Source organism: Streptomyces griseus subsp. griseus, from assembly GCF_003610995.1.
Taxonomy (GTDB): Bacteria; Actinomycetota; Actinomycetes; order Streptomycetales; family Streptomycetaceae; genus Streptomyces.
Genome location: NZ_CP032543.1, coordinates 3762977 through 3784149 on the forward strand (window position 1 = coordinate 3762977; position 21173 = coordinate 3784149).

Here is a 21173-nt window from a genome sequence, read left to right on the forward strand (position 1 = left end):
CCTGTCGTGATGATGTTCAGCCCACGAGCGCCTTGGGCTTCCCCTCGCTGCGCGGCCGTTCGTCGACCATCTTGCCCCAGACGATCAGCCGGTAGGTACTCGTGAACTCCGGTGTGCAGGTGGTCAGCGTGATGTACCGGCCGGGCTCGGTGAACCCGGATCCGACCGGGATCGGTTCGATCACCGAGATGTTGGACGGTGAGGTCTGCGGCAGGACGCTGGTCATCTCGTACGTGTAGTACGCGTCCCGGGTCTCTACGACGATCGGGTCACCGGGGCTGAGCTTGTTGACGTAACGGAACGGCTCCCCGTGGGTGTTGCGGTGGCCGGCCACCGCGAAGTTGCCCTGCTCGTCCTCGGGCATCGCCGTCTTCAGCTTGCCCTCGCCGTAGTGGCCGAGCATGCCCCGGTCGAGGACCTTCTCCTTGTTGATGCCCTCGGCGATCGGGACGACGACGTCCAGCTTGGGGATGTGCATGATCGCGAAGCCCTGGCCGGGCGCGAACACCCCCGGTTTGCCCGCCCCGTTGGCCCACTCCTCCTGGATCTTGTTCGTCTCCTTGCCGGCGATCTGCTCGGCCCGGACGTTGGTCCACCAGAGCTGGTAGGTGACGAACAGCAGCATCAGGACGCCCAGCGAGATGAAGATCTCGCCGACGGCCCGGCTGGCGACCACGGCCGGACTGTCCTTGGCCGCCTTCGCCGCGCGCCGTGCCTCCATCCGGGACATGGGGGCGGCGGCGGGCTTGGTGCCAGCCGCCGTGGCCGTGGGGGCGGGGCGGCGGCCGCGCCCCTTGGCCGCCTTACGCCGCTCGGCCCGCCCGCCGGTGACCGGCTCGGACGGCGCCGACCGCTCGGCCCGTTCAGCCGGCTCGTACGGCTCCGTCGGCTCGAATCGTCCGGTCGGCCCGTCTGTCTCGGTCGGCTCGGGTCTTTCGCCCGGCTCCGCCACTATTCGCCGGGTCTCAGCCGCCCGCAGCCCCAGGGTCTCGTCGGCCGGAGGCACCGGGACGGAGGCCGCTACGGGAACGGGAGCGGAAACAGGAGCGGCAACGGGGCCGGGCGCGGGCGCGGGAGGAGGTCCGGGGGAGGGCGCAGGCGCCTGCTGGGAGCCGTACCAGTCCCGTTGGTACCCCTCGGGGTCGTACCACTCGCTCGGGGCCCCCTGCGGCTGCTCAGGCCCCCCGTAAGCCAACGGCCCGCCGCCCGCGTCCCCCTGGGCGGACTCGCTCCGGAACCACGGGGAGGCGTGCTGCCCGGGCAGCGGATCGTGGGGCGGGTCCGGCAGCGGATCGCTGAGCGGGTCCGCGAGGCCGTCCACCGCCGCGACGAACGCCCCGTCGGTCCCGTACGCCCCGTGCGCGTACGGGCCCTGAGGTCCGGTGCCGTCCTCGGGGCGGGGTGCGGTCACGCGGCGGCCTTGCCCACCACCGGCGCGAGACCCGCCGACCGCGCCACGGCCCCCCGGTCGCCGCACTGCTCCAGCCAGTTGGCAAGCATCAGGTGGCCGTGCTCGGTGAGCACCGACTCGGGGTGGAACTGCACGCCCTCCACGGCCCGGTCCCGGTGGCGCAGGCCCATGATGATGCCGTCCGCCGTGCGGGCCGTGACCTCCAGCTCCGTGGGCAGCGCGGCCGGTTCGGCGGCGAGCGAGTGGTAGCGGGTGGCGGTGAAGGGGGAGGGCAGTCCGGCGAAGACGCCCTTGCCCTCGTGGGTCACCGGGGAGGTCTTGCCGTGCAGCAGCTCGGGGGCCCGGTCGACGACACCGCCGTACGCGACCGCCATGGACTGCATCCCCAGACAGACGCCGAAGACCGGAACGCCGGTGTCCGCGCAGTGGCGCACCATCTCGACGCAGACCCCGGCCTGCTCGGGCGTGCCGGGGCCGGGGGAGAGCATGACGCCGTCGAAGCCGTCCTGGGCGTGGGCGGTGGTCACCTCGTCGTTGCGCAGCACCTCGCACTCGGCACCGAGCTGGTAGAGGTACTGGACGAGGTTGAAGACGAAGCTGTCGTAGTTGTCCACGACGAGGATGCGTGCGCTCACTGCCCGGCTCCTGCCCCACCGGCGCTCGCGCCGTCGACGGTCACATCACCGAACGGGAGCAGCGGCTCCGCCCAGGGGAAGACGTACTGGAACAGCGCGTAGACGACCGCGAGAACCAGCACGAGCGCGATGACACCGCGCACCCATGCGTTGCCCGGCAGATGCCGCCAGATCCAGCCGTACATGCTGACCCCTCCATTCGGTACCCGCACCAGACTAGAGTGCCGCGGCCGGAGAGTGGGTCAGCCTGTGGAAAACCCCGGCCGGGCGCGGATCAGCCGGTAAGGTCCGGCGGCCGCCCCTCGCTCACCGGCCGGGTCGCGTCCAGGTGCGCCCAGGCGATCAGCCGGTGGCTGCTGCCCCACTCGGGCTCGCAGGTGGTGAGCGTCAGATAGCGGCCGGGCCCCTCGAAGCCGGAGCGGCGGGGGACGGGATCGACGACGGCCGTGTCGGTGGGCACGGTCCGGTAGGGCTCCTTCGCGATGCGGTACGTGAACCAGGTCGTGCCGTCGTTGACGATCACCGCGTCCCCGGGGCGGAGGCGGGGGAAGTCCTTGAACGGGTCTCCGTACGTCCGGCGGTGCCCGGCCACCGCGAAGTTCCCCGTCCCGCCCGGCCGGGCGGTGCCGCTGTAGTGGCCGAGGCCCTTCCGTAAGGTCCTGGCCTCGGTGTTCTCCAGGACGGGCCACTCCCAGCCGCTGCCGAAGCGGGGGATGTGCAGCGTCGCGAACGGCTTTCCGTCGCGGTACGGGGAGGGGGCCGGTGACACGGAGGGGCCGGGCGCGGGGGCCACGGGCTGCTGGGCCCAGCGGCTGTGGAGTGTCTCGATCTCGCCCTCGGCCGCGTCGGCGGCCTTGACGCCGGTCCAGAGCAGGACGTAGGCGACGAACAGGACGATCACCGTGCCCACGGTGACGCACAGTTCGCTGAAGGTCCTGACGACGAGCCGTACCGCTCGCGCCGTACGTGCCGCTCGCGCCGGTGGCCGCACCGACAGTCGTGACGACACCGGACGGCCTCCCCGGGGCTCAGCGCGGATTCACTCCACAGGCTTCGCGTGGTGCAGATCCACTGTGCCCGAGTAGCCGGGAAGAGTCACCGCGTCGTCCTGTTCGACTTTCCAGCCCAGCCCGTACGCCTTCACGTACAGCTGGTAGTTCTGGATCGCCGTGGAGCTGTCGAGTGCCCGCCTGAGCTTGCCGGGGTCACCCACGGCGGTGACCTTGTACGGCGGGGAGTAGACGCGGCCCTGGAGGATCAGGGTGTTGCCGACGCAGCGGACCGCGCTGGTGGAGATCAGCCGCTGGTCCATCACCTGGATCCCGCGCGCCCCGCCCTGCCACAGCGCGTTCACCACGGCCTGGAGGTCCTGCTGGTGGATGACCAGGTCGTTGGGCTGCGGCTCGGGGTAGCCGGGGTTGGCGGTGGCGTCCGGGGGCGCGTCGTTGAGCGTGACGCTGACGGCGTCCCCGGTGATCTTCGTGGTGCCGGCCGCCTTCTCCAGGGCCTTCAGCTTGGCGTCCTCGGCCGCGGTGGAACCGTCGTCGCGCTGGGCGAGCGCGTCGACGTCCGCGCGGGCGGAGGCGACGGAGTCGTTCAGCTCGGCGTTGTTCTCGCTGCGCTCCCTGATCAGGTCGGAGAGCTTGAGCAGGGAGGAGTCGCTGCGCAGATTGGTGCCCTTGGCGGTGTTGGCACTGGTGACGAAGATCAGCCCGGCCAGGGCGAAGACAGCAGCGGTGAGCACCCGGACCGCCCACGCGGAGGTGTGCCGGACCGGGCCTTCGGGAGAGTCGGCAGAATTGCTCAACGTACCCTTATCTCATCGGGCGCCATGGAAGCACTACGCTAACGGACGCCCGGGGGAGGCAGCATTCCCCCTGGCACCACCGCCCCGGCGCCCGCCACAGATCCCTGCGCGGTCACGCAGCGCATCGACAGGAGAGTCCCTCGTGCCGAAGTCACGTATCCGCAAGAAGGCCGACTTCACGCCGCCCCCGGCGAAGCAGGCAACCGCTATAAAGCTGACCAACCGCAGCTGGGTCGCTCCGGTGATGCTGGCCCTGTTCCTCCTCGGGCTGGCCTGGATCGTGGTGTTCTACGTGACCGAGGGCGATCTGCCGATCGACGCCCTGGGCAACTGGAACATCGTCGTGGGCTTCGGCTTCATCGCCGGTGGCTTCGCCGTCTCCACGCAGTGGAAGTAGCGCGCTCACAGCACACGGCGCGCACCCGCACAAGCCTTGCCCTGAGTTACCCACAGAGTTATCCACAGCCGGGGGAAAAGGTCAGACGATCTGTGGATAACCTCCACGCAAGTTGACGCCGGTGTGACTGCAGCCCCCCTCTCCCGAGGGGGGCTGCGCCGTGTGCTGCCAAGGAAAAACCCAGCTCAGCGATAGCGGGTACAGATGTTCCCCTTGCCATACACAAGGTTGGGCCCTCACTGTGGACAACTGGGGTCTGCCCTGGGGGCGGGGCCCCTTTCCCCCGGCTCAGGTCAGGGACATCGTGCGGGCGATGACGATCGCGACGCATGCCGCCAGCACCAGCGCACAGGTCCCGGCCTGCACCGCCGTACGCCGCTCACGCGGTGCGTGCACCATCCCGACCGCGATCAGGACGCCCGCGACGAGACCGCCCACATGCGCCTCCCACGCGATCCCGCCCATGGTGAAGGTGAAGACCAGGTTGATCGCCAGCAGCACCAGCACCGGACGCATGTCGTAGTTCATCCGGCGCATCAGGACGGCGGTCGCGCCGAAGAGACCGAAGACCGCACCGGACGCACCCAGCGAGGGCTGGTTGGGCGCGGCGATCAGATACATCAGCGCGCTGCCCGCGAGACCGGAGAGCAGATAGAGCGCGAGATAGCGGACGCGGCCTAGCGCCGCCTCCAGCGGTCCGCCGAGCCACCACAGACCCAGCATGTTGAACCCGATGTGCCACACCTCCTGGTGCAGGAACATCGAGGTCACCAGGCGGTACCACTGGCCCTCGGCGACGCCCTCGATCGAACCCGGCGGCGGGGTCGGGTCCCAGGCCCGGCCGAGCAGCACGAGGTCGTCGAGGAGCGACTCGGGCGCGGCCGCGACCAGGATGAAGACCGCCAGATTGATGCCGAGCAGGATCTTGGTGACCAGCCGGGGATCGGCGGCCACCGTGCCGCCGGCCAGGGTGCGGGGCGTGCTGGCGGCCGGGTGGTGGCCGGTGCCCGAGCCCTGGCGTACGCAGTCGGGACACTGGAAGCCCACGGAGGCGCTGACCATGCACTCCGGGCAGACCGGCCGCTCGCAGCGCGTACAGCTGATCCCGGTCTCCCGGTCGGGGTGCCGGTAGCAGACCGGCACGGCCGCCTCGCCCCGCTGTATGCCCCGGTCCGCCGGTGGCTGCTGGTCCATCGGCCTGGCCTGCCTCTCGGTCTCGCCCCGGGCGCCGCACACACGGACGCCCCGCTGGTCCGCTATGTAACAGTACGGACGGGCGGGGCGGTTGGTTCCCGGAGGGATCTCTCCCGCGGGCTCTGCCGACGTGTCCCCTGCGGGCTCTGCCGGACCGGTCTTCCGCAGGCGCTGCCGAACGGTCCTCCGCGGGCACCGCCGGGTAGCGGCCCGTCAGCGGGTCTCGACGACCACGGACTCGATGACCACGTCCTGCACGGGGCGGTCGGTGCGCGGGTTGGTCGGGGTGGCCGCGATGGCGTCGACGACCTTGCGGCCCGCCTCGTCGGCGACCTCGCCGAAGATGGTGTGCTTGCCGGTCAGCCAGGCGGTGGGCGAGACGGTCAGGAAGAACTGCGAGCCGTTGGTCCCGGGGCCCGCGTTGGCCATGGCCAGGAGATACGGCTGGGTGAAGGCCAGCTCCGGGTGGAACTCGTCGGCGAACTTGTAGCCCGGGCCGCCGGTGCCGTTGCCCAGCGGATCGCCGCCCTGGATCATGAACCCGCTGATGACCCGGTGGAAGACGGTGCCGTCGTACAGCGGATTCGTGGACTTCTCGCCGGTCGCGGGGTCGGTCCACTCGCGCTGCCCGGTGGCCAGCTCGACGAAGTTCCTGACCGTCTTCGGGGCGTGGTTCGGCAGGAGCCGGATCTCGATGTCGCCCTGGCTGGTCTTCAAGGTGGCGTAAAGCTGCTCGGCCACGATCTGCCTTCCGTAATCCTTCGCTGACGTCCGCCGATCCTCCCACGTGCCGGGAAACGTACAGCCGGATGCCTGGTGGAACGGCGCGTTCATCGCCGAACCGTGGCATTGTCGTCGGCACACTTCACTCGCACCTTTTCACCGACTTGAACCGTTTTGACAGATATAGCGACCATGACCCGGATGCCCGTCCCGAGTGCCGGTCATGGCCGCGACAGGCATGATTTCGAATTGGGCGGAAAGGCGGAGTACCTACCCGCCACCAAGGAGGAGGATCCCGTGACCCGCATCGACAGCGTGCGCGCCGCAACCGACTCGGCCAGGGACAGCGCGCAGCACGCCGCGGAAGTGGTGGCGCCGTACGCCGACACGGCCAAGAAGCAGGCTGCACATTACGCGCACGAGGCCCGTGTCCAGCTCGCGCCCAAGGTGACCAAGGCCGCCAAGCAGGCCCGTGTCCAGTACGAGTCCCATCTCGCGCCGCGTCTCGAACAGGCCCTGACCCACGTACCGCCGAAGGTCGACGAGGCCGCACAGCGTGCGGCGCACTCGACCCGCAAGGCGGCCCGGACCGCCGCCGACTACACCGCTCCCCGCGTCGAGCAGGCCCGGGCGGTGGCCGTGCCGGTCGCCGAGCAGGCGAGCGCCCGCAGCGCCGCCGCGCTGGCCGCGCTGCGGAGCAACGTCACGGCCAAGGAGATCCAGAAGCTGGCCCGCAAGCACGAGCGGCGGGCCAAGGCCGGCCGGGCGACCAAGGGCCTGCTGGTGCTGGGTGTCCTCGCCGGCGGCGCCTATGCCGCCTGGCGCTGGTGGGACAAGCAGGCCAACCCGGACTGGCTGGTGGAGCCGCCCGTCGCCACCGAGGTGGGCGACGAGCGTTCGCCGCTGAGCTCGGTCGACGGCAACGGCCAGGCCGTGCTCGACCCGGAGGTCAAGGCCAAGCAGGCCGAGGCCGAGGCCGACGGGAACACCCCGGGCCTGGACGACCGCCCCTGACGGTGGCGGTGGTTCCGTAACGCGGACGGCAGAGCGACGCCGGTCCGCCACAGACTTCCGACGGGTCTGCGGCGGACCGGCGTTTCCGTTGCCACCACTGCGGACCCGTCCCGCTGCCGCCCCCGGACGCCGCGGAGGCCCTTCCCGCTGCCGCCCCCGATACCGCAGGGGCCCTTTCGTCGCCGCCCCCGGACGCTGGTGTAGCTTCCGATGAGCACCTGCCCTCACGAAAGGCCCCTCCTGTGGTCCGAGTCCCCCGGCCGCGGAAGGCCGTCGTCGCGGTGGCGGCCTGCGCACTGACCGCCGGCGCCCTGGTGTCGTGCGGAGCGGACTCCCCGGGAGAGGGCGTCACCTCCGCCCCGCACGCCGGGAACGCGGCCTGCGAGCAGCTCGCCGACCGCTACCCGGACCGCCTCGGCGGCAAGGAGCTGGCGTTCACCGACCGCCCCGGGGTCGCGGTCTGGGGCGAGAACGCCATCGTGCTGCGGTGCGGTGTCGAGTTGCCCGTCCCCACCATCGACCCGTGCGCGACCGTCGACGGCGTGGACTGGGTCCTGCGTGAGGACCGCTCGAAGGACGGCGGGAAGGTGGTCGTCACCTATGGCCGCGACCCGGCCGTGGAGGCCGTGATCTCCGACGACATCGTGGCCGTGGACGACGTGATGGTGGACCTGTCCGCGCTGGTCAGGCCGGTGAAGACGCACACGAAGTGCATCAGCCTCGACGACGTCCAGCCCCCGTCGCCCGCCGGCTGACCGCCCCTCGTCCGGACCGGTCGGCCCCGGTTGCCAGTCGCGAAGGCGGCTGCCGACCGCGCCTCGGCGCGGACGGACCGACAGCCGAAAAAGACCCCTCTGACCGGAGAAGAACAGGTCAGAAGGGTCTTCCTTCGATGTGGAGCCTAGGAGATTCGAACTCCTGACATCTGCCTTGCAAAGGCAGCGCTCTACCAACTGAGCTAAGGCCCCGAAACACAGCAAACAAGGACAATGCCGAAACACGTGCGTGCCACGGCGACCGTCGCAGACAAGAGTACCGGGTGCTCCGGCGAATCTTGTAAAAGGATAGGGACTGCCGGTGGGCGACCACTCTCCGTAAGATGCTCGACGAGGTTCGCAGCAGCGAAGCCGCAGCGAAGGGGAGACGCAATGGACGCAGCGCAACAAGAGGCGACGGCAAGAGCCAGAGAGCTTCAGCGCAGTTGGTACGGGGAGCCGCTGGGGGCGCTCTTCCGCCGGCTCATCGATGACCTCGGCCTGAACCAGGCACGGCTCGCCGCGGTTCTCGGGCTCTCGGCCCCCATGCTCTCCCAGTTGATGAGCGGCCAGCGGGCCAAGATCGGCAATCCGGCGGTCGTCCAGCGCGTCCAGGCACTCCAGGAGCTGTCGAGTCAGGTCGCGGACGGCAGCGTCAGCGCGGGCGAGGCCACCGACCGGATGGAAGAGATCAAGAAGTCCCAGGGCGGGTCCGTCCTGACCGGCACCGGCCAGACCACCTCGACCGGCGGCGCCCCCACCGTCCGCCGCGTGGTGCGCGAGATCCAGTCCCTGCTGCGGTCGGTCTCGGCGGCCGGCGACATCATCGATGCCGCCGACGCCCTCGCCCCGACCCACCCGGAGCTGGCAGAGTTCCTCCGGGTGTACGGGGCCGGCCGCACCGCGGACGCGGTCGCGCACTACGAGGGACACCAGAGCTGACGGCTCAGGAGCACGACGGAACCAGGGCCTCGCGCACGACCGGGGTCCCTGGTCCCGGCAGAGCCGTGGCGACGAACAGGAACTGGGAGCGGGCACAGCGCAATGGGTGAGGTCTTCGCCGGTCGGTACGAGCTGATCGATCCGATCGGACGCGGTGGGGTCGGCGCCGTCTGGCGGGCCTGGGACCACCGGCGCCGCAGGTACGTCGCGGCCAAGGTGCTGCAGCAGAGCGACGCGCACACGCTGCTGCGCTTCGTCCGCGAGCAGGCCCTGCGCATCGAGCACCCGCACGTCCTCGCCCCGGCCAGCTGGGCCGCCGACGACGACAAGGTCCTGTTCACCATGGACCTGGTGAGCGGCGGTTCGCTCGCTCATGTCATAGGCGACTACGGCCCGTTGCCGCCACGCTTCGTCTGCCTGCTCCTGGACCAGCTGCTCTCCGGGCTCTCCACGGTGCACGCCGAGGGCGTGGTCCACCGGGACATCAAGCCGGCCAACATCCTGATGGAGGCGACCGGAACGGGCCGCCCGCATCTGCGCCTCTCCGACTTCGGCATCTCCATGCGCAAGGGCGAGCCCCGGCTGACCGAGACCAACTACGTGGTCGGCACGCCCGGTTACTTCGCCCCCGAGCAGATGATGGGCGCCGAGCCCGACTTCCCCGCGGACCTCTTCGCGGTCGGTCTGGTCGCCCTCTACCTCCTCCAGGGCCAGAAGCCCGACTCCCAGGCGCTGGTGGAGCACTTCGCCGCCCACGGCACCCCGGGCGCCCCCGAAGGCATCCCCGAGCCGCTCTGGCAGGTGCTCGCCGGGCTGTTGCAACCGGACCCGCAGGCCCGGTTCCGTACGGCGACGGGGGCGCGCAAGGCCCTGACCGCGGCGGTCGAGATGCTGCCCGAGCCCGGCCCGGACGACGAGCCGGTGGAGGTGTTCGACCAGATCGGCCCGCTGCCTCCGGGGTTCGGCCCCGACGGCCCCGTAAAGGCGCCTACGCCCCCGGCCCCTCAGGTGCCCCAGGCATCCCCGACGTCACCGTCGCCCCAAGAGCCTCAGCAGCCCGCGCAGACACCTCAGCCGTCCATCCACGAGCCCCAGCCCTCGCAGGCGCCTCAGCAACCCGTCCAGGAACAGCCGCCCGTACCGCCGCCGCCCGTCTCCATGTCGGAGACCGGCAGCTTCCACCTGGCGCCCCCGCCCCAGCAGCAACCCACGGAGCCCCAGCCCCAGTTCCACCAGTCCGCCGCCCCTTCCCCGTACGCCGTCGGAGCCCCGGACCTCTCCCAGGCGCCGACCTCCGGCGTACCGCACGACACCTCGGCGACCCGTCCCTACACCGCCCAGCAGCACCCCCAACACCAGCCACAACAGCACCAGCAGCACGCCTTTGCCGCCCACGCTCCGGCGCACGCCCCCGCCCCCGTACGGCAGACGCGGCCGGGACCGCCCCCGAAGGTGGCGGTCCCGGTCCTGGTGGTGGCGGTGATCTGCTTCGCGGTCGGCATCTGGGCGCTCACCCAGATGTAAGGGCGGCCGCTACCAACCCTGCGGCGGCGGCCCCCCGAACGGCGGCTGCTGGTGGGCCGGAACGGTCGCGGCGGCCGCACGGCGGCGGGCCAGCAGCGTCCAGGTGCCGAGGCCGAGCACCAGCACGGCGCCCGTCCCGAACGCCCCGGCGGCGACCACCTGCATCGTCGCGCTCTTCGCGGCCTTCGGAGCGCTGTCCCCGCTCTTGGCCAGCTCCTTGTCCTTGCCGGTCACCGCGAAGATCCCGGGGTCACCCTCGTACGGCGACGCACCCGCCTCGTTCTTCACCTGGACCGTGGTCGTCAGCACGATCGGGTCCTCGCCGTAGACCTCGGCGACCTTCGGGCTGAGCGTCACCGACAGGTAGTACCAGCCGGCGAAGCGCATCGCGCTGACCTGGCTGCCGTAGTCGTAGCGATTGCGGTACGCCACCGGGGGCAGCGGTTTCAGCGCCGTGCTCGCGGACTTGCCGGCGTACGAGAGCGACGTGTCCACGATGTGGCCCTGGGCGGGGTTGTCCAGCGAGAGGGTGAGCGCGTTGCCGATGAAGTCGCTCTTCCCACCCGGGGTGTTGCTGAGCACGGCGGAGGCGTAGATCTGCTGGCCCCAGTCCACCGGCACCCGGTAGAAGCGGGTCTGGCCCGGGGCGATCTCGTCGATCCACTCGCCGGTCTCCAGGCTGGTGGCGTCGTAGTAACTGCTGCCGCCCGTACGCTTCTTCGCCTCGACGGCCGGCGGGGCGGGCGTGGCGGAGGGCCAGTCCTTCGGCGCGGTGGTCTCCGTGGGCCCGCCGCTCCGCAGCCCGGGCTCCTCGACGAAGCGCAGCTCCAGGTCCCAGGCCTCGGGGCCGGAGGTGGGCTTGCTCTCGCGCTCGATCAGGACGTCGTAGGGACCGGCGTCCCGGCAGGTGGTGCTCGTGCCCTTGCCGATGGTCCGGTGGGCGTACGCCGCGATCGGCCGCGGAGTCTCGCCCGAGCCGAAGTTCACGCTGTTCGAGCTGCACCGGGAGTCGTTGAGGTCGCGGATGCTGATGGTGATCCCGTCCGCGTACGCCACCGTGCCGTCGCTCTTGGGGACCGCGACGGCCGAGACGTAGGCGTCGGTGAGGCTGTCGAGTTTCACCCGGTAGTAGAGCTTCTCGCCCGGCTTGATGGAGCTGCGGTAGACCGCCCCGGGCTGCAGGACCGATGCCTCGGCGTTGCGCTCCGCGCCCTGCACGTTCTTCGCGCCGGGGTCGAAGGCGTACGCCGGCGGGCCGGCCGCGTACGCCTGTCCCGGCAGCGTCGCCACCGCGCACATCGCGGCCAGTGCCGCGAGCATCGCCCGCCCCCTGTTGCGCTGCCTTTTCACGCGCTTCCCCTCGTCGTCCGCATGGCCGCCCTGCGACGGCTGCGGACGAAGAGGCTCCCCCGGCCACGATCGCCGGGCGCCCGCTCCGGCAGCGACCGCAATGCCGGTCCATCCTGCCCCGCCCGCACCGCCGCTGTCTCCGGCCGCAGCCGGATTGCCCCTCTTGTCCGCGTTCCCGCCCTCACCAGCGCCTTTGCTTCAGCAAGCTATTGATTTGCCTAGGTGAACTCAAGGGCAGGGCGTCACGGTCCCGCAACAGCACGGCACTCCGCGTACGGCACCCCCTGCGCATCCGGCACCCACCGCGCGTTCAGCACCCACTGCGCGTACGCCACCGGACAGCCGCGTACGCCACCGGACAGCACGGAGCCCCGGCCGCTTCAGCGACCGGGGCCCGTAACAGACTGTGCCGTCTCACACACCCGAACTTGCGGGCACGGAGTCGGTCGCCTCCGTCCACAGATCCTGCTCGGCGCGATCCGCCTGGATCTGGCGGTACACGAGGAGCCCGCCGATGGCAGCCAGTGCGACCAGGAGAAGCTTCTTCACCGCGCGACCTCGTCTTTCCTTGGAATAGGGGCCTTCTGTCGCCGACTATACACACCGGTCGATACCGATCGGTGACCTGCCTGGAACCCGAAAGCAGCCCGTCCCCGGCACCCCGACAGGGCTCGTACCGACCCCCGTGACGCGTTCCGGACGGTCCGTCAGACCCGGTTGCACCATACGAGTGGTGTTAATCCGAAGATCGGCGCAGCGCGGGCGTCGCTCCCCGAAATCGCGGCCCGGATCCACATGATCGGAGAAGTCAGCAACCGGACCACCTGAAAGCGAGGGGCCATGAGCACCTTCCAGCCCAAGAGCATCTGGACCGCCTTCATCACCGCCTTCTTCGCCCTGCTGGCGTCGCTGGGCCTCGCCACCGCCACGGCGAGCGCCGCGAACGCCACGAACGCCACGCAGCCGAGCGCCACGACCCAGGAGCACACGGGTGCCACGGCGGCAACCCCACTCGCTCCCTCGGTCCGATGGACCCTGCCGCGTGACCGGGCCCTGCCGCCGACCATGAAGCAGCGCATCCGGGCCGAGGCCCACGGCTCCTCACCGGCCACCCGCCACCTGTCGTCCGACGCACTGACCGCCCCCGCCACCAGCACGGCCCACACCCACGACACGGCCCCGGCAGGCGACTCCTCGGTGCCACCGCCCTGACAGCCGGCACCACCGCACTCCCGGGGCCCCTGGTCGGTACACACCGGCCGGGGGCTTCCTCGTGTTCCCGGGGCCCTTCCGTTCAGCCGTCGCGCCCCTGACCCTCACGGCCCGCTCCGCGGCCCCAGCGGTACGACAACCTCGCGAAGACCTACGAGGAGTACCGGTCCGACCAGGGTGAGGCCGACCCGTCAGCCGGTATCCATCCCGGGAGCAAGGGTCCCGGACACGGCATCTTCCAGATCCCGGCCGGAGACAGGCCCACCACGGTCCGGGTCGCGTCCGGCCACCTGCTGGCGACCATCGACGGAGTCGAACCCGGCCGTCTCGTCCAGTTGGACCCCCCGAACCGACCCGCCAACGCGAAGACCCCCAGTCACTGCTGACTGGGGGTCTTCGTTCTGTGGGGCTAACAGGATTTGAACCTGTGGCCTCATCCTTATCAGGGATGCGCTCTAACCAACTGAGCTATAGCCCCGCCGCGCTCTCGCGCTGACTTCTGAAGATTAGCGCACGTCGGGGCCAGTCCCAAAATCGATACTCGGCGCGCTACTCGTCCTCGGCCAGCGTCAGCTCCACGCCGCCCACGAAGCCCGCGGACAGGTTGTAGATGAAGGCGCCCAGCGTCGCCAGCGCGGTGGCCAGGACCACGTCGATCACCGCGATGACCGAGGTGAAGATGAGCACGCGCGGCAGCGAGAGGAACGACTGCAGATCGAAGCCGTTGCTCTCGTTCGAGCCGGTGGCCTCGCTGATCGTGCCGCCCACGGTGGAGAAGACGCCCATCGCGTCCATCACCATCCACAGGACCGCCGCCGCCACCACCGTGCAGATGCCCAGCGCGATCGACAGCAGGAAGCTGACCTTCATCACCGACCACGGGTCGGCCTTGGCCACCCGCAGCCGGGCCTTGCGGGTACGCGGTGTGGTCCGCGCCCCCGTACGCGGCTTGCGCGTCGCCTGGACGCCGCCCAGGGTGTCCCCGCCCGGCCCGGGGCGCTGCTGGCCGCCCTGGGTCCCGCCGCCGGGCGCCTGGTACGCCTGAGGCGGGTGGTACGGCCCCGACGGCCCCGGTGCGGGCTCACGCTCGCCGGGCAGTGGCCCGGTCGCGTAACCCTCGTACTGGGGCTGAGGCCCTCGTGTGTCCGTCACAGTGCCCCCTTGGGAGTCCGTGGCAGGGCCACGGGCACCGTTCGCTCCTGCTCCGGAAGCGGCCGAACCGGCGCCCGTGGCTCCACTCACGCTCTACTCCTCGTGCTCCCCGGTCGAGGGCTCCGTGCCCTCGACAGTGCCCTCTACCACGCTCTCGGCGTGGACCTCGGCCGTGTCGCCCTCAGCGTCATCGGCCCCATCGACCTCTTCCGCCTCACGACCGGCCTCGGCATTGCGCGCGATGCCGACGACGGCATCCCGCTTGCCCAGATTGATCAGTTGGACGCCCATGGTGTCACGGCCCGTCTCCCTGACTTCATTGACTCGCGTACGAATCACACCACCGCCGAGCGTGATGGCGAGGATCTCATCCGTCTCCTCCACCACCAGCGCACCGACGAGCGAACCGCGGTCCTCGACGATCTTGGCAGCCTTGATGCCGAGGCCGCCGCGGCCCTGGACGCGGTACTCGTCGACGGGGGTGCGCTTGGCGTACCCGCCGTCGGTTGCGGTGAAGACGAACGTACCGGGCCGGACGACATTCATCGAGAGCAGTTCGTCTCCCTCACGGAAACTCATGCCCTTGACCCCCGAGGTGGCCCGGCCCATCGGCCGCAGCGCGTCGTCCGTCGCGGTGAACCGGATCGACTGCGCCTTCTTGCTGATGAGGAGCAGATCGTCGTCGGCCGACACCAGCTCGGCACCGATCAGCTCGTCGTCGCCGCCCTCCGGCATCTCGCGCAGGTTGATCGCGATGACACCGCCCGACCGCGGCGAATCGTAGTCCTTGAGCGCGGTCTTCTTCACCAGACCGCCCTTCGTCGCCAGGATCAGGTACGGCACAGCCTCGTAGTCGCGGATCGCCAGGATCTGGGCGATCTTCTCGTCCGGCTGGAAGGCCAGCAGGTTGGCGACGTGCTGGCCGCGCGCGTCCCGGCCGGCGTCCGGCAGCTCGTAGGCCTTGGCCCGGTAGACACGGCCCTTGTTGGTGAAGAACAGCAGCCAGTGGTGCGTCGTCGATACGAAGAAGTGGTCGACGATGTCGTCTTCCTTGAGCTTCGTCCCGCGCACGCCCTTGCCGCCCCGCTTCTGCGAGCGGTAGTCGTCCGTCTTCGTGCGCTTCACATAGCCGCCGCGGGAGATCGTGACGACGATGTCCTCCTCGGCGATCAGGTCCTCGATGGACATGTCACCGTCGAAGGGCACCAGCTTGGAGCGCCGGTCGTCGCCGAACTTCTCGACGATCGCGGCCAGTTCCTCGCTGACGATCTGGCGCTGCCTGGCCGGCGAGGCCAGGATCTCGTTGTACTCGTTGATCTTGGCCTGGAGCTCGTCGTGCTCGGCGGTGATCTTCTGGTGCTCCAGCGCGGCCAGCCGGCGCAGCTGCATCTCCAGGATCGCGTTGGCCTGGAGGTCGTCGATCTCCAGCAGGCCCATCAGCCCCTCCCGCGCGATCTCCACGGTGTTGGAGCGGCGGATGAGGGCGATGACCTCGTCGATGGCGTCCAAGGCCTTCAGCAGGCCGCGCAGGATGTGCGCCCGCTCCTCGGCCTTGCGCAGCCGGAACTTCGTACGCCGGACGATGACCTCGATCTGGTGCGTCACCCAGTGGCGGATGAACGCGTCGATCGAGAGCGTGCGCGGGACCCCGTCGACGAGCGCCAGCATGTTGGCGCCGAAGTTCGACTGGAGGTCGGTGTGCTTGTACAGGTTGTTCAGGACGACCTTGGCGACCGCGTCCCGCTTGAGGACCACGACCAGGCGCTGCCCCGTACGCGAGGAGGTCTCGTCGCGGACGTCCGCGATGCCGCCGACCTTGCCGTCCTTGACCAGGTCAGCGATCTTCTGCGCGAGGTTGTCGGGGTTGGTCTGGAACGGCAGCTCCGTGACGACCAGGCACTGGCGGCCCTGGATCTCCTCGACCGCGACGACCGCGCGCATCGTGATGGAGCCACGGCCCGTGCGGTACGCCTCCTCGATGCCCTTGCGGCCCACGACCAGCGCGCCGGTCGGGAAGTCGGGGCCCTTGATGCGCTCGATCAGCGCGTCCAGCAGCTCCTCGTTCGAGGCCTCGGGGTGCTCCAGATACCACTGGGCGCCGGCCGCGACCTCGCGCAGGTTGTGCGGCGGGATGTTGGTCGCCATGCCGACCGCGATGCCCGCGGAGCCGTTGACCAGGAGGTTCGGGAAGCGCGCCGGGAGGACCGTCGGCTCCTGGTTGCGGCCGTCGTAGTTGTCCTGGAAGTCGACGGTCTCCTCGTCGATGTCCCGGACCATCTCCATGGACAGCGGCATCATCTTGCACTCGGTGTACCGCATGGCGGCGGCCGGGTCGTTGCCCGGGGAACCGAAGTTGCCGTTGGAGTCCACCAGCGGCATCCGCAGCGACCACGGCTGCGCCAGGCGCACCAAGGCGTCGTAGATGGAGGAGTCGCCGTGCGGGTGGTACGTACCCATGACGTCACCGACGACGCGGGCGCACTTGTAGAACCCCTTCTCGGGGCGGTACCCGCCGTCGTACATCGCGTACAGCACCCGGCGGTGGACGGGCTTGAGGCCGTCCCGTACGTCGGGGAGCGCACGCGAGACGATGACGGACATCGCGTAATCGAGATAGGAGCGCTGCATCTCCGTCTCGAGCCCGACGGGCTCGACCCGCATGCCCACACCGGGGACGGTGACTTCCTCGGGCGTCGCGGGTTCAGGTGTCACAGGGGTGTTCTCGTCGGCCATTGCTGGTCAAAGTCCTTTCGAGCTGCGGCGTTGCTGGTACGGCCGACTCAGATGTCGAGGAAGCGGACGTCCTTGGCATTGCGCTGGATGAACGAGCGCCGTGCCTCGACGTCCTCACCCATGAGCACCGAGAACAGGTCGTCGGCCTGCGCCGCGTCGTCCAGCGTGACCTGGCCGAGGACCCGGTGGTCGATGTCCATGGTCGTGACGCGCAGCTCTTCGGCGTTCATCTCACCGAGGCCCTTGAAGCGCTGGATCGAGTCTTCCTTGATCCGCTTGCCGTTCTGCTTGCCGAGCGCCACGAGCGCGTCGCGCTCCCGGTCCGAGTACGCGTACTCGAAGTCGTCCCGGCCCCACTTGATCTTGTAGAGCGGCGGGCGGGAGAGGTAGACGTGCCCGGCCTCGACCAGCGGCTTCATGAAGCGGAAGAGGAAGGTCAGCAGCAGGGTGTTGATGTGCTGGCCGTCGACGTCGGCGTCCGCCATCAGGATGATCTTGTGATAGCGGAGCTTCTCGATGTCGAAGTCCTCGTGGACCCCGGTGCCGAAGGCCGAGATCAGGGCCTGGACCTCGGTGTTCTGGAGGATCTTGTCGATCCGCGCCTTCTCGACGTTCAGGATCTTGCCTCGGATGGGCAGGATCGCCTGGTACATCGGGTTGCGGCCGGACTTCGCCGAACCGCCGGCGGAGTCACCCTCGACGATGAAGATCTCGCACTTGGTGGGGTCGTTCGACTGGCAGTCGCTCAGCTTGCCGGGCAGCGAGGCGCTCTCCAGGAGCCCCTTGCGCCGCGTCAGGTCGCGCGCCTTGCGGGCCGCCACCCGGGCGGTCGAGGCGGCGATGCCCTTGCGGATGATGTCGGCGGCCTCGTTGGGGTTGCGGTCGAACCAATCCGTCAGCTGCTCGTGGACGACCTTCTGCACGAAGGTCTTGGCCTCCGTGTTGCCCAGCTTGGTCTTCGTCTGGCCCTCGAACTGCGGCTCGCCCAGCTTCACCGAGATGATCGCGGTGAGGCCCTCGCGTACGTCCTCGCCGGTGAGGTTGTCGTCCTTCTCGCGCAGCAGCTTCTTCTCGCGCGCGTACCGGTTCACCAGGGAGGTCAGCGCGGCGCGGAAGCCCTCCTCGTGCGTACCGCCCTCGTGCGTGTGGATCGCGTTGGCGAAGGAGTAGACACCTTCGGTGTACTGCGTGTTCCACTGCATGGCGATCTCGGCCGAGAGGAGGCGGTCCTTGTCCTCGGCCTCGATGTCGATCACCGACTGGTGGATGACGTCGCCCTTGCGGGAGTTGAGGTACTTGACGAAGTCGACGATGCCGTTCTCGTAGTGGTACGTGACGGACCGGGTCGTCTCCTCCTCGGGCACGTCGACGGCCTCGGCGCTGTCGGCGCCCACCGTGGCCTTCGCCGACTCGCGCTCGTCGGTCAGCTTGAGGGTGAGGCCCTTGTTGAGGAACGCCATCTCCTGGAAGCGGCGCGAGAGGGTCTCGAAGCTGTACTCGGTGGTCTCGAAGATGTCCCCGTCGGCCCAGAAGGTGACCGACGTACCCGTCTCGTCCGTGGCCTCGTGCTGGGCCAGCGGGGCGGTGGGGACGCCGAGCTTGTAGTCCTGGGTCCAGCGGTAGCCGTCGGTCTTGACCTCGACGGCGACCCGGGTGGACAGCGCGTTGACGACGGAGACGCCGACGCCGTGCAGACCGCCGGAGACGGCGTAGCCGCCGCCGCCGAACTTGCCGCCCGCGTGCAGCACGGTGAGCACGACCTCGACGGCCGGCTTGCCCTCGGACGGCACGATGCCGACCGGGATGCCACGGCCGTTGTCGATCACGCGCACGCCGCCGTCGGCGAGGATCGTGACGTCGATGGCGGTCGCGTGACCCGCCATCGCCTCGTCGACCGAGTTGTCGACGACCTCCTGCACGAGGTGGTGCAGGCCGCGCTCACCGGTCGAGCCGATGTACATACCAGGCCGCTTGCGGACCGCGTCCAGCCCTTCCAGCACGGTGATCGCGCTGGCGTCGTACGAGGCGGAGGCCTCGCCCGGCTCACCGGCTGTGGACGGAATGTTCTCGTTGGGGTTGCCGGAATCGGCCACGAAGCGCCCTTTCTGGCACAGCACAGGCCGTCTTCCGGACAGGCGGGAGCGGCTGCGTCGTTCGGCTTGTATCGACGACTCCCGCCTCAGCAGCGGGATTACTCACCAGTCTACCGGTAGCACTGACATGAATGGGGGTTTGCCGGTACCTGAGTACGCATGTGCCGCCCTGAATCAGCGGTTGACGACTCCCCATATTCAGGGAGGGGCCCCAAGAGGCCCTGACGGGCATGGAGCGCTTCGGCCTGTCAACCTTCCGCTACGGTGAGGGACACTCCGGCCGCGCCCCCCGGTCTCCGCCGGTACGAACCGTGGTGAACCAGGAGCTCCGGGCGGCCCCCAGCCCTCCGCGAAGGCATCAGGAACACGACAAGTTTCAGCCAGAAGTGCAGCTCAGAGCCGGGGAGAGCCGGAACGATCAGAGGCCGGGAGCGGGCCGGGGCCTCACCCGTAGGTGTCCCCGGGGCCCTTGCTGCCGGGCGCCCGCAGCGGCCCGTACCGGCGCTCCGGGCCCGCCGGACCGACCACCTTGATCATCCTTACGGTGCCCTGTCCCAGATCCGCGTTGAGCCGGGCCACCAGTTGCGGGGCCAGCAGCCGCAGCTGGGTCGCCCACGCCGTGGAGTCGCAGCTCACAGTGAGCACCCGCGCGGCCGGGTCCTCGTCGTAGCGCAGGGGCACACAGTGGTTGGCCAGATCGTCACCCACGATCTGCGGCCACCGCCCCATCACACCGCCCACCGCCGCCGGGGTCTCCCAGCCGCGCTCGGTGATCAGCCGGTTGATCGCGGAGCCCAGGGGCTGCGGGTCGCGGCCGTCCGAGCGGGCCCCGGAGCGCAGCCCGCCGCCCCGCCGGGCCTGCCTCTTCTGCTGGGCCGCCGCCCCCGCGCCCGGGCCTGCTCCTTCGCCGCCCGCAGCGCGACCCGGGCCAGGTCCACCCCGGACACCTCGGGCGGCGCAGGCTGCTGAGGACTCCCGGCCGCCTGCGTACCAGCTGCTCCGGCGCCCGTACCGTCCGTCCTGGACGTGCCCGCGCCCCCAGCTCCTCGCCCCGGCCGGTCATACGCGCTCCACCTCGCCCGCCGACACCGCGTACCGCGCACCCGCCAGCACACCCGGCACGTCCTCCGCCACCGCGGCCGTCACCAGCACCTGCTCGCCCGGCGCCACCAGCTCCGCGAGCCGCTCCCGGCGCCGTGCGTCCAGCTCGGCGAAGACATCGTCCAGGACCAGCACCGGCTCGTTTCCCTCGGCGCGCAGCAGCTCGTAGGAGGCCAGCCGCAGCGCCAGCGCGTAGCTCCAGGACTCCCCGTGGCTCGCGTACCCCTTCGCCGGCATGGAGCGCAGACCGAGCAGCAGGTCGTCCCGGTGCGGACCCACCAGCGTCACCCCGCGCTCGATCTCCTGCTTACGGACCCCGACGAGCGCGGCAGTCAGCCGCTCGTACAGCTCGTCACGGGTGCTCGCCGGGTCGATGTCCTCGCCCACCGAGCTGCGGTACTCCAGGGCCACCGGACCGCCGCCCGGCGCCACGTCCCCGTACGCCTTGTCGGCCAGCGGCTGGAGTGTGGCGATCAGGTCCAGGCGCTGCGCGAGCAGCTCGGCGCCGACCCGGCCCAGGTGCTGGTCCCAGACGTCGAGGGTGGACAGGTCCATGGAGCGGCCGCCGTGCCGACGGGCCATCGCGGCGGACTTCAGGAGCGTGTTGCGCTGCTTGAGGACCCGTTCGTAGTCGGAGCGGACCCCGGCCATCCGGGGCGAGCGCGCGGTGATCAGCTCGTCCAGGAACCGCCGCCGCTCCCCGGGGTCGCCCTTGACGAGGGCCAGGTCCTCCGGCGCGAACAGCACCGTCCGTACGATCCCCAGCACATCACGTGGTCTGACCTGCGAGGACCTGTTGATACGGGCCCGGTTGGCGCGGCCGGGACTCAGCTCCAGCTCGATCAGCTGCGAGCGCTCGCCCTGGGTCACCGCCGCCCGGATCACGGCCCGCTCGGCGCCCATCCGCACCAGGGGGGCATCCGAGGAGACCCGGTGACTGCCGAGGGTGGCGAGATAGCCGACGGCCTCGACGAGGTTGGTCTTGCCCTGTCCGTTCGGCCCCACGAACGCGGTGACGCCCGGGTCGAGAGGGACCTCGACCCGGGCGTACGAGCGGAAGTCGGCCAGCGAGAGATGGGTGACGTGCATGGTGGCCGACCTCTCCCGATGGTGCTTCGCTGGTTGTCGCG

General features: G+C 70.2%; 19 protein-coding genes, 2 tRNA genes and 1 pseudogene. 6 read left to right on the plus strand and 16 right to left on the minus strand.

Going from position 1 to position 21173, the window contains the following annotated elements:
* Positions 1 to 16 precede the first annotated feature (16 nt).
* The 5 genes from D6270_RS16730 to D6270_RS16750 form a co-directional block, all read right to left on the minus strand.
* Positions 17 to 1411: a class E sortase gene (locus D6270_RS16730; protein ID WP_109164686.1), complete on the minus strand. Its 1395-nt coding sequence runs from the start codon at positions 1409 to 1411 to the stop codon at positions 17 to 19.
* A complete protein-coding gene (locus D6270_RS16735) occupies positions 1408 to 2046 on the minus strand; it encodes an aminodeoxychorismate/anthranilate synthase component II (protein ID WP_109164685.1) in 639 nt (212 codons plus the stop codon). Before D6270_RS16735 ends, D6270_RS16730 begins: the two co-directional genes overlap by 4 nt.
* A complete protein-coding gene (locus D6270_RS16740; RefSeq protein ID WP_093686716.1) occupies positions 2043 to 2231 on the minus strand; it encodes a hypothetical protein in 189 nt (62 codons plus the stop codon). The genes D6270_RS16735 and D6270_RS16740 overlap by 4 nt, the downstream gene beginning before the upstream one ends.
* Positions 2232 to 2320: 89 nt before the next feature.
* Complete coding sequence (locus D6270_RS16745; protein WP_225976882.1) at positions 2321 to 3055, minus strand: class E sortase; 735 nt, start codon at positions 3053 to 3055, stop codon at positions 2321 to 2323.
* A gap of 30 nt (positions 3056 to 3085) precedes the next feature.
* A complete protein-coding gene (locus D6270_RS16750; RefSeq protein ID WP_109164683.1) occupies positions 3086 to 3853 on the minus strand; it encodes a DUF881 domain-containing protein in 768 nt (255 codons plus the stop codon).
* Positions 3854 to 3995: 142 nt separating this feature from the next.
* Between D6270_RS16750 and crgA the strand changes: the two genes are divergently transcribed.
* Complete coding sequence (gene crgA, locus D6270_RS16755) at positions 3996 to 4250, plus strand: cell division protein CrgA (protein WP_109164682.1); 255 nt, start codon at positions 3996 to 3998, stop codon at positions 4248 to 4250.
* Between the two features lie 288 nt (positions 4251 to 4538).
* Here crgA and D6270_RS16760 read toward each other — a convergent pair whose 3' ends face one another.
* Both D6270_RS16760 and D6270_RS16765 read right to left on the minus strand, forming a co-directional pair.
* Positions 4539 to 5444 carry a rhomboid family intramembrane serine protease gene (locus D6270_RS16760; protein ID WP_109164681.1) on the minus strand — a complete coding sequence of 302 codons (906 nt, stop codon included), beginning with the start codon at positions 5442 to 5444 and terminating at the stop codon, positions 4539 to 4541.
* Between the two features lie 213 nt (positions 5445 to 5657).
* Complete coding sequence (locus D6270_RS16765; RefSeq protein ID WP_109164680.1) at positions 5658 to 6185, minus strand: peptidylprolyl isomerase; 528 nt, start codon at positions 6183 to 6185, stop codon at positions 5658 to 5660.
* 279 nt (positions 6186 to 6464) lie between these two features.
* Here D6270_RS16765 and D6270_RS16770 point away from each other — a divergent pair, with 279 nt between their 5' ends.
* Both D6270_RS16770 and D6270_RS16775 read left to right on the plus strand, forming a co-directional pair.
* A complete protein-coding gene (locus D6270_RS16770; protein WP_109164679.1) occupies positions 6465 to 7181 on the plus strand; it encodes a DUF5324 family protein in 717 nt (238 codons plus the stop codon).
* A 242-nt stretch (positions 7182 to 7423) separates the two neighbouring features.
* A complete protein-coding gene (locus D6270_RS16775) occupies positions 7424 to 7936 on the plus strand; it encodes a DUF3515 family protein (RefSeq protein ID WP_109164678.1) in 513 nt (170 codons plus the stop codon).
* 140 nt (positions 7937 to 8076) lie between these two features.
* Here the strand turns inward: D6270_RS16775 and D6270_RS16780 are convergent.
* Positions 8077 to 8149: transfer RNA gene (locus D6270_RS16780), tRNA-Ala, on the minus strand.
* A gap of 180 nt (positions 8150 to 8329) precedes the next feature.
* Here D6270_RS16780 and D6270_RS16785 point away from each other — a divergent pair.
* Together D6270_RS16785 and D6270_RS16790 are read left to right on the plus strand one after the other, a co-directional pair.
* On the plus strand, positions 8330 to 8878 hold the full coding sequence (locus D6270_RS16785) for a helix-turn-helix domain-containing protein (protein WP_073875146.1): 549 nt from the start codon (positions 8330 to 8332) through the stop codon (positions 8876 to 8878).
* Positions 8879 to 8980: 102 nt separating this feature from the next.
* The gene (locus tag D6270_RS16790; RefSeq protein ID WP_109164677.1) at positions 8981 to 10402 is read left to right on the plus strand and encodes a serine/threonine-protein kinase; all 1422 of its coding nucleotides are present in this window, start codon (positions 8981 to 8983) and stop codon (positions 10400 to 10402) included.
* A gap of 9 nt (positions 10403 to 10411) precedes the next feature.
* Here the strand turns inward: D6270_RS16790 and D6270_RS16795 are convergent, their stop codons facing one another.
* Complete coding sequence (locus D6270_RS16795; protein ID WP_204117206.1) at positions 10412 to 11722, minus strand: hypothetical protein; 1311 nt, start codon at positions 11720 to 11722, stop codon at positions 10412 to 10414.
* 444 nt (positions 11723 to 12166) lie between these two features.
* On the minus strand, positions 12167 to 12301 hold the full coding sequence (locus D6270_RS33150) for a DLW-39 family protein (RefSeq protein ID WP_225976883.1): 135 nt from the start codon (positions 12299 to 12301) through the stop codon (positions 12167 to 12169).
* A 291-nt stretch (positions 12302 to 12592) separates the two neighbouring features.
* On the opposite strand from D6270_RS33150, the gene D6270_RS16805 reads away from it, so the two are divergent.
* Entirely contained in the window at positions 12593 to 12964 is a 372-nt protein-coding gene (locus tag D6270_RS16805; protein WP_109164674.1) for a DUF6344 domain-containing protein, read from the plus strand.
* A 404-nt stretch (positions 12965 to 13368) separates the two neighbouring features.
* Here D6270_RS16805 and D6270_RS16810 read toward each other — a convergent pair.
* From D6270_RS16810 to recF, 6 genes and pseudogenes are all read right to left on the minus strand, one after another.
* A tRNA-Ile gene (locus tag D6270_RS16810) sits at positions 13369 to 13442 on the minus strand.
* A gap of 71 nt (positions 13443 to 13513) precedes the next feature.
* Positions 13514 to 14116, minus strand: coding sequence for a DUF3566 domain-containing protein (locus D6270_RS16815; protein ID WP_109164673.1), 603 nt, complete (start codon positions 14114 to 14116; stop codon positions 13514 to 13516).
* 93 nt (positions 14117 to 14209) lie between these two features.
* Positions 14210 to 16849, minus strand: a complete 2640-nt coding sequence (gene gyrA / locus D6270_RS16820) for a DNA gyrase subunit A (protein ID WP_109164672.1) — start codon at positions 16847 to 16849, stop codon at positions 14210 to 14212.
* Between the two features lie 47 nt (positions 16850 to 16896).
* Positions 16897 to 18966: a DNA topoisomerase (ATP-hydrolyzing) subunit B gene (gyrB, locus tag D6270_RS16825; RefSeq protein WP_109164671.1), complete on the minus strand. Its 2070-nt coding sequence runs from the start codon at positions 18964 to 18966 to the stop codon at positions 16897 to 16899.
* A 420-nt stretch (positions 18967 to 19386) separates the two neighbouring features.
* A pseudogene (locus D6270_RS16830) lies at positions 19387 to 19889 on the minus strand (DUF721 domain-containing protein).
* A 112-nt stretch (positions 19890 to 20001) separates the two neighbouring features.
* The gene (gene recF / locus D6270_RS16835) at positions 20002 to 21132 is read right to left on the minus strand and encodes a DNA replication/repair protein RecF (RefSeq protein ID WP_109164670.1); all 1131 of its coding nucleotides are present in this window, start codon (positions 21130 to 21132) and stop codon (positions 20002 to 20004) included.
* Positions 21133 to 21173: the final 41 nt, after the last annotated feature.

Bases quoted from the DNA above. Each gene is read 5' to 3' on its own strand.
- gyrA (WP_109164672.1), bottom strand. From the start codon at position 16,849: ATGGCCGACGAGAACACCCCTGTGACACCTGAACCCGCGACGCCCGAG.
- D6270_RS16805 (WP_109164674.1), top strand. From the start codon at position 12,593: ATGAGCACCTTCCAGCCCAAGAGCATCTGGACCGCCTTCATCACCGCC.
- recF (WP_109164670.1), bottom strand. From the start codon at position 21,132: ATGCACGTCACCCATCTCTCGCTGGCCGACTTCCGCTCGTACGCCCGG.
- D6270_RS16785 (WP_073875146.1), top strand. From the start codon at position 8,330: ATGGACGCAGCGCAACAAGAGGCGACGGCAAGAGCCAGAGAGCTTCAG.
- D6270_RS16760 (WP_109164681.1), bottom strand. From the start codon at position 5,444: ATGGACCAGCAGCCACCGGCGGACCGGGGCATACAGCGGGGCGAGGCG.
- D6270_RS16795 (WP_204117206.1), bottom strand. From the start codon at position 11,722: ATGCTCGCGGCACTGGCCGCGATGTGCGCGGTGGCGACGCTGCCGGGA.
- D6270_RS16790 (WP_109164677.1), top strand. From the start codon at position 8,981: ATGGGTGAGGTCTTCGCCGGTCGGTACGAGCTGATCGATCCGATCGGA.
- D6270_RS16740 (WP_093686716.1), bottom strand. From the start codon at position 2,231: ATGTACGGCTGGATCTGGCGGCATCTGCCGGGCAACGCATGGGTGCGC.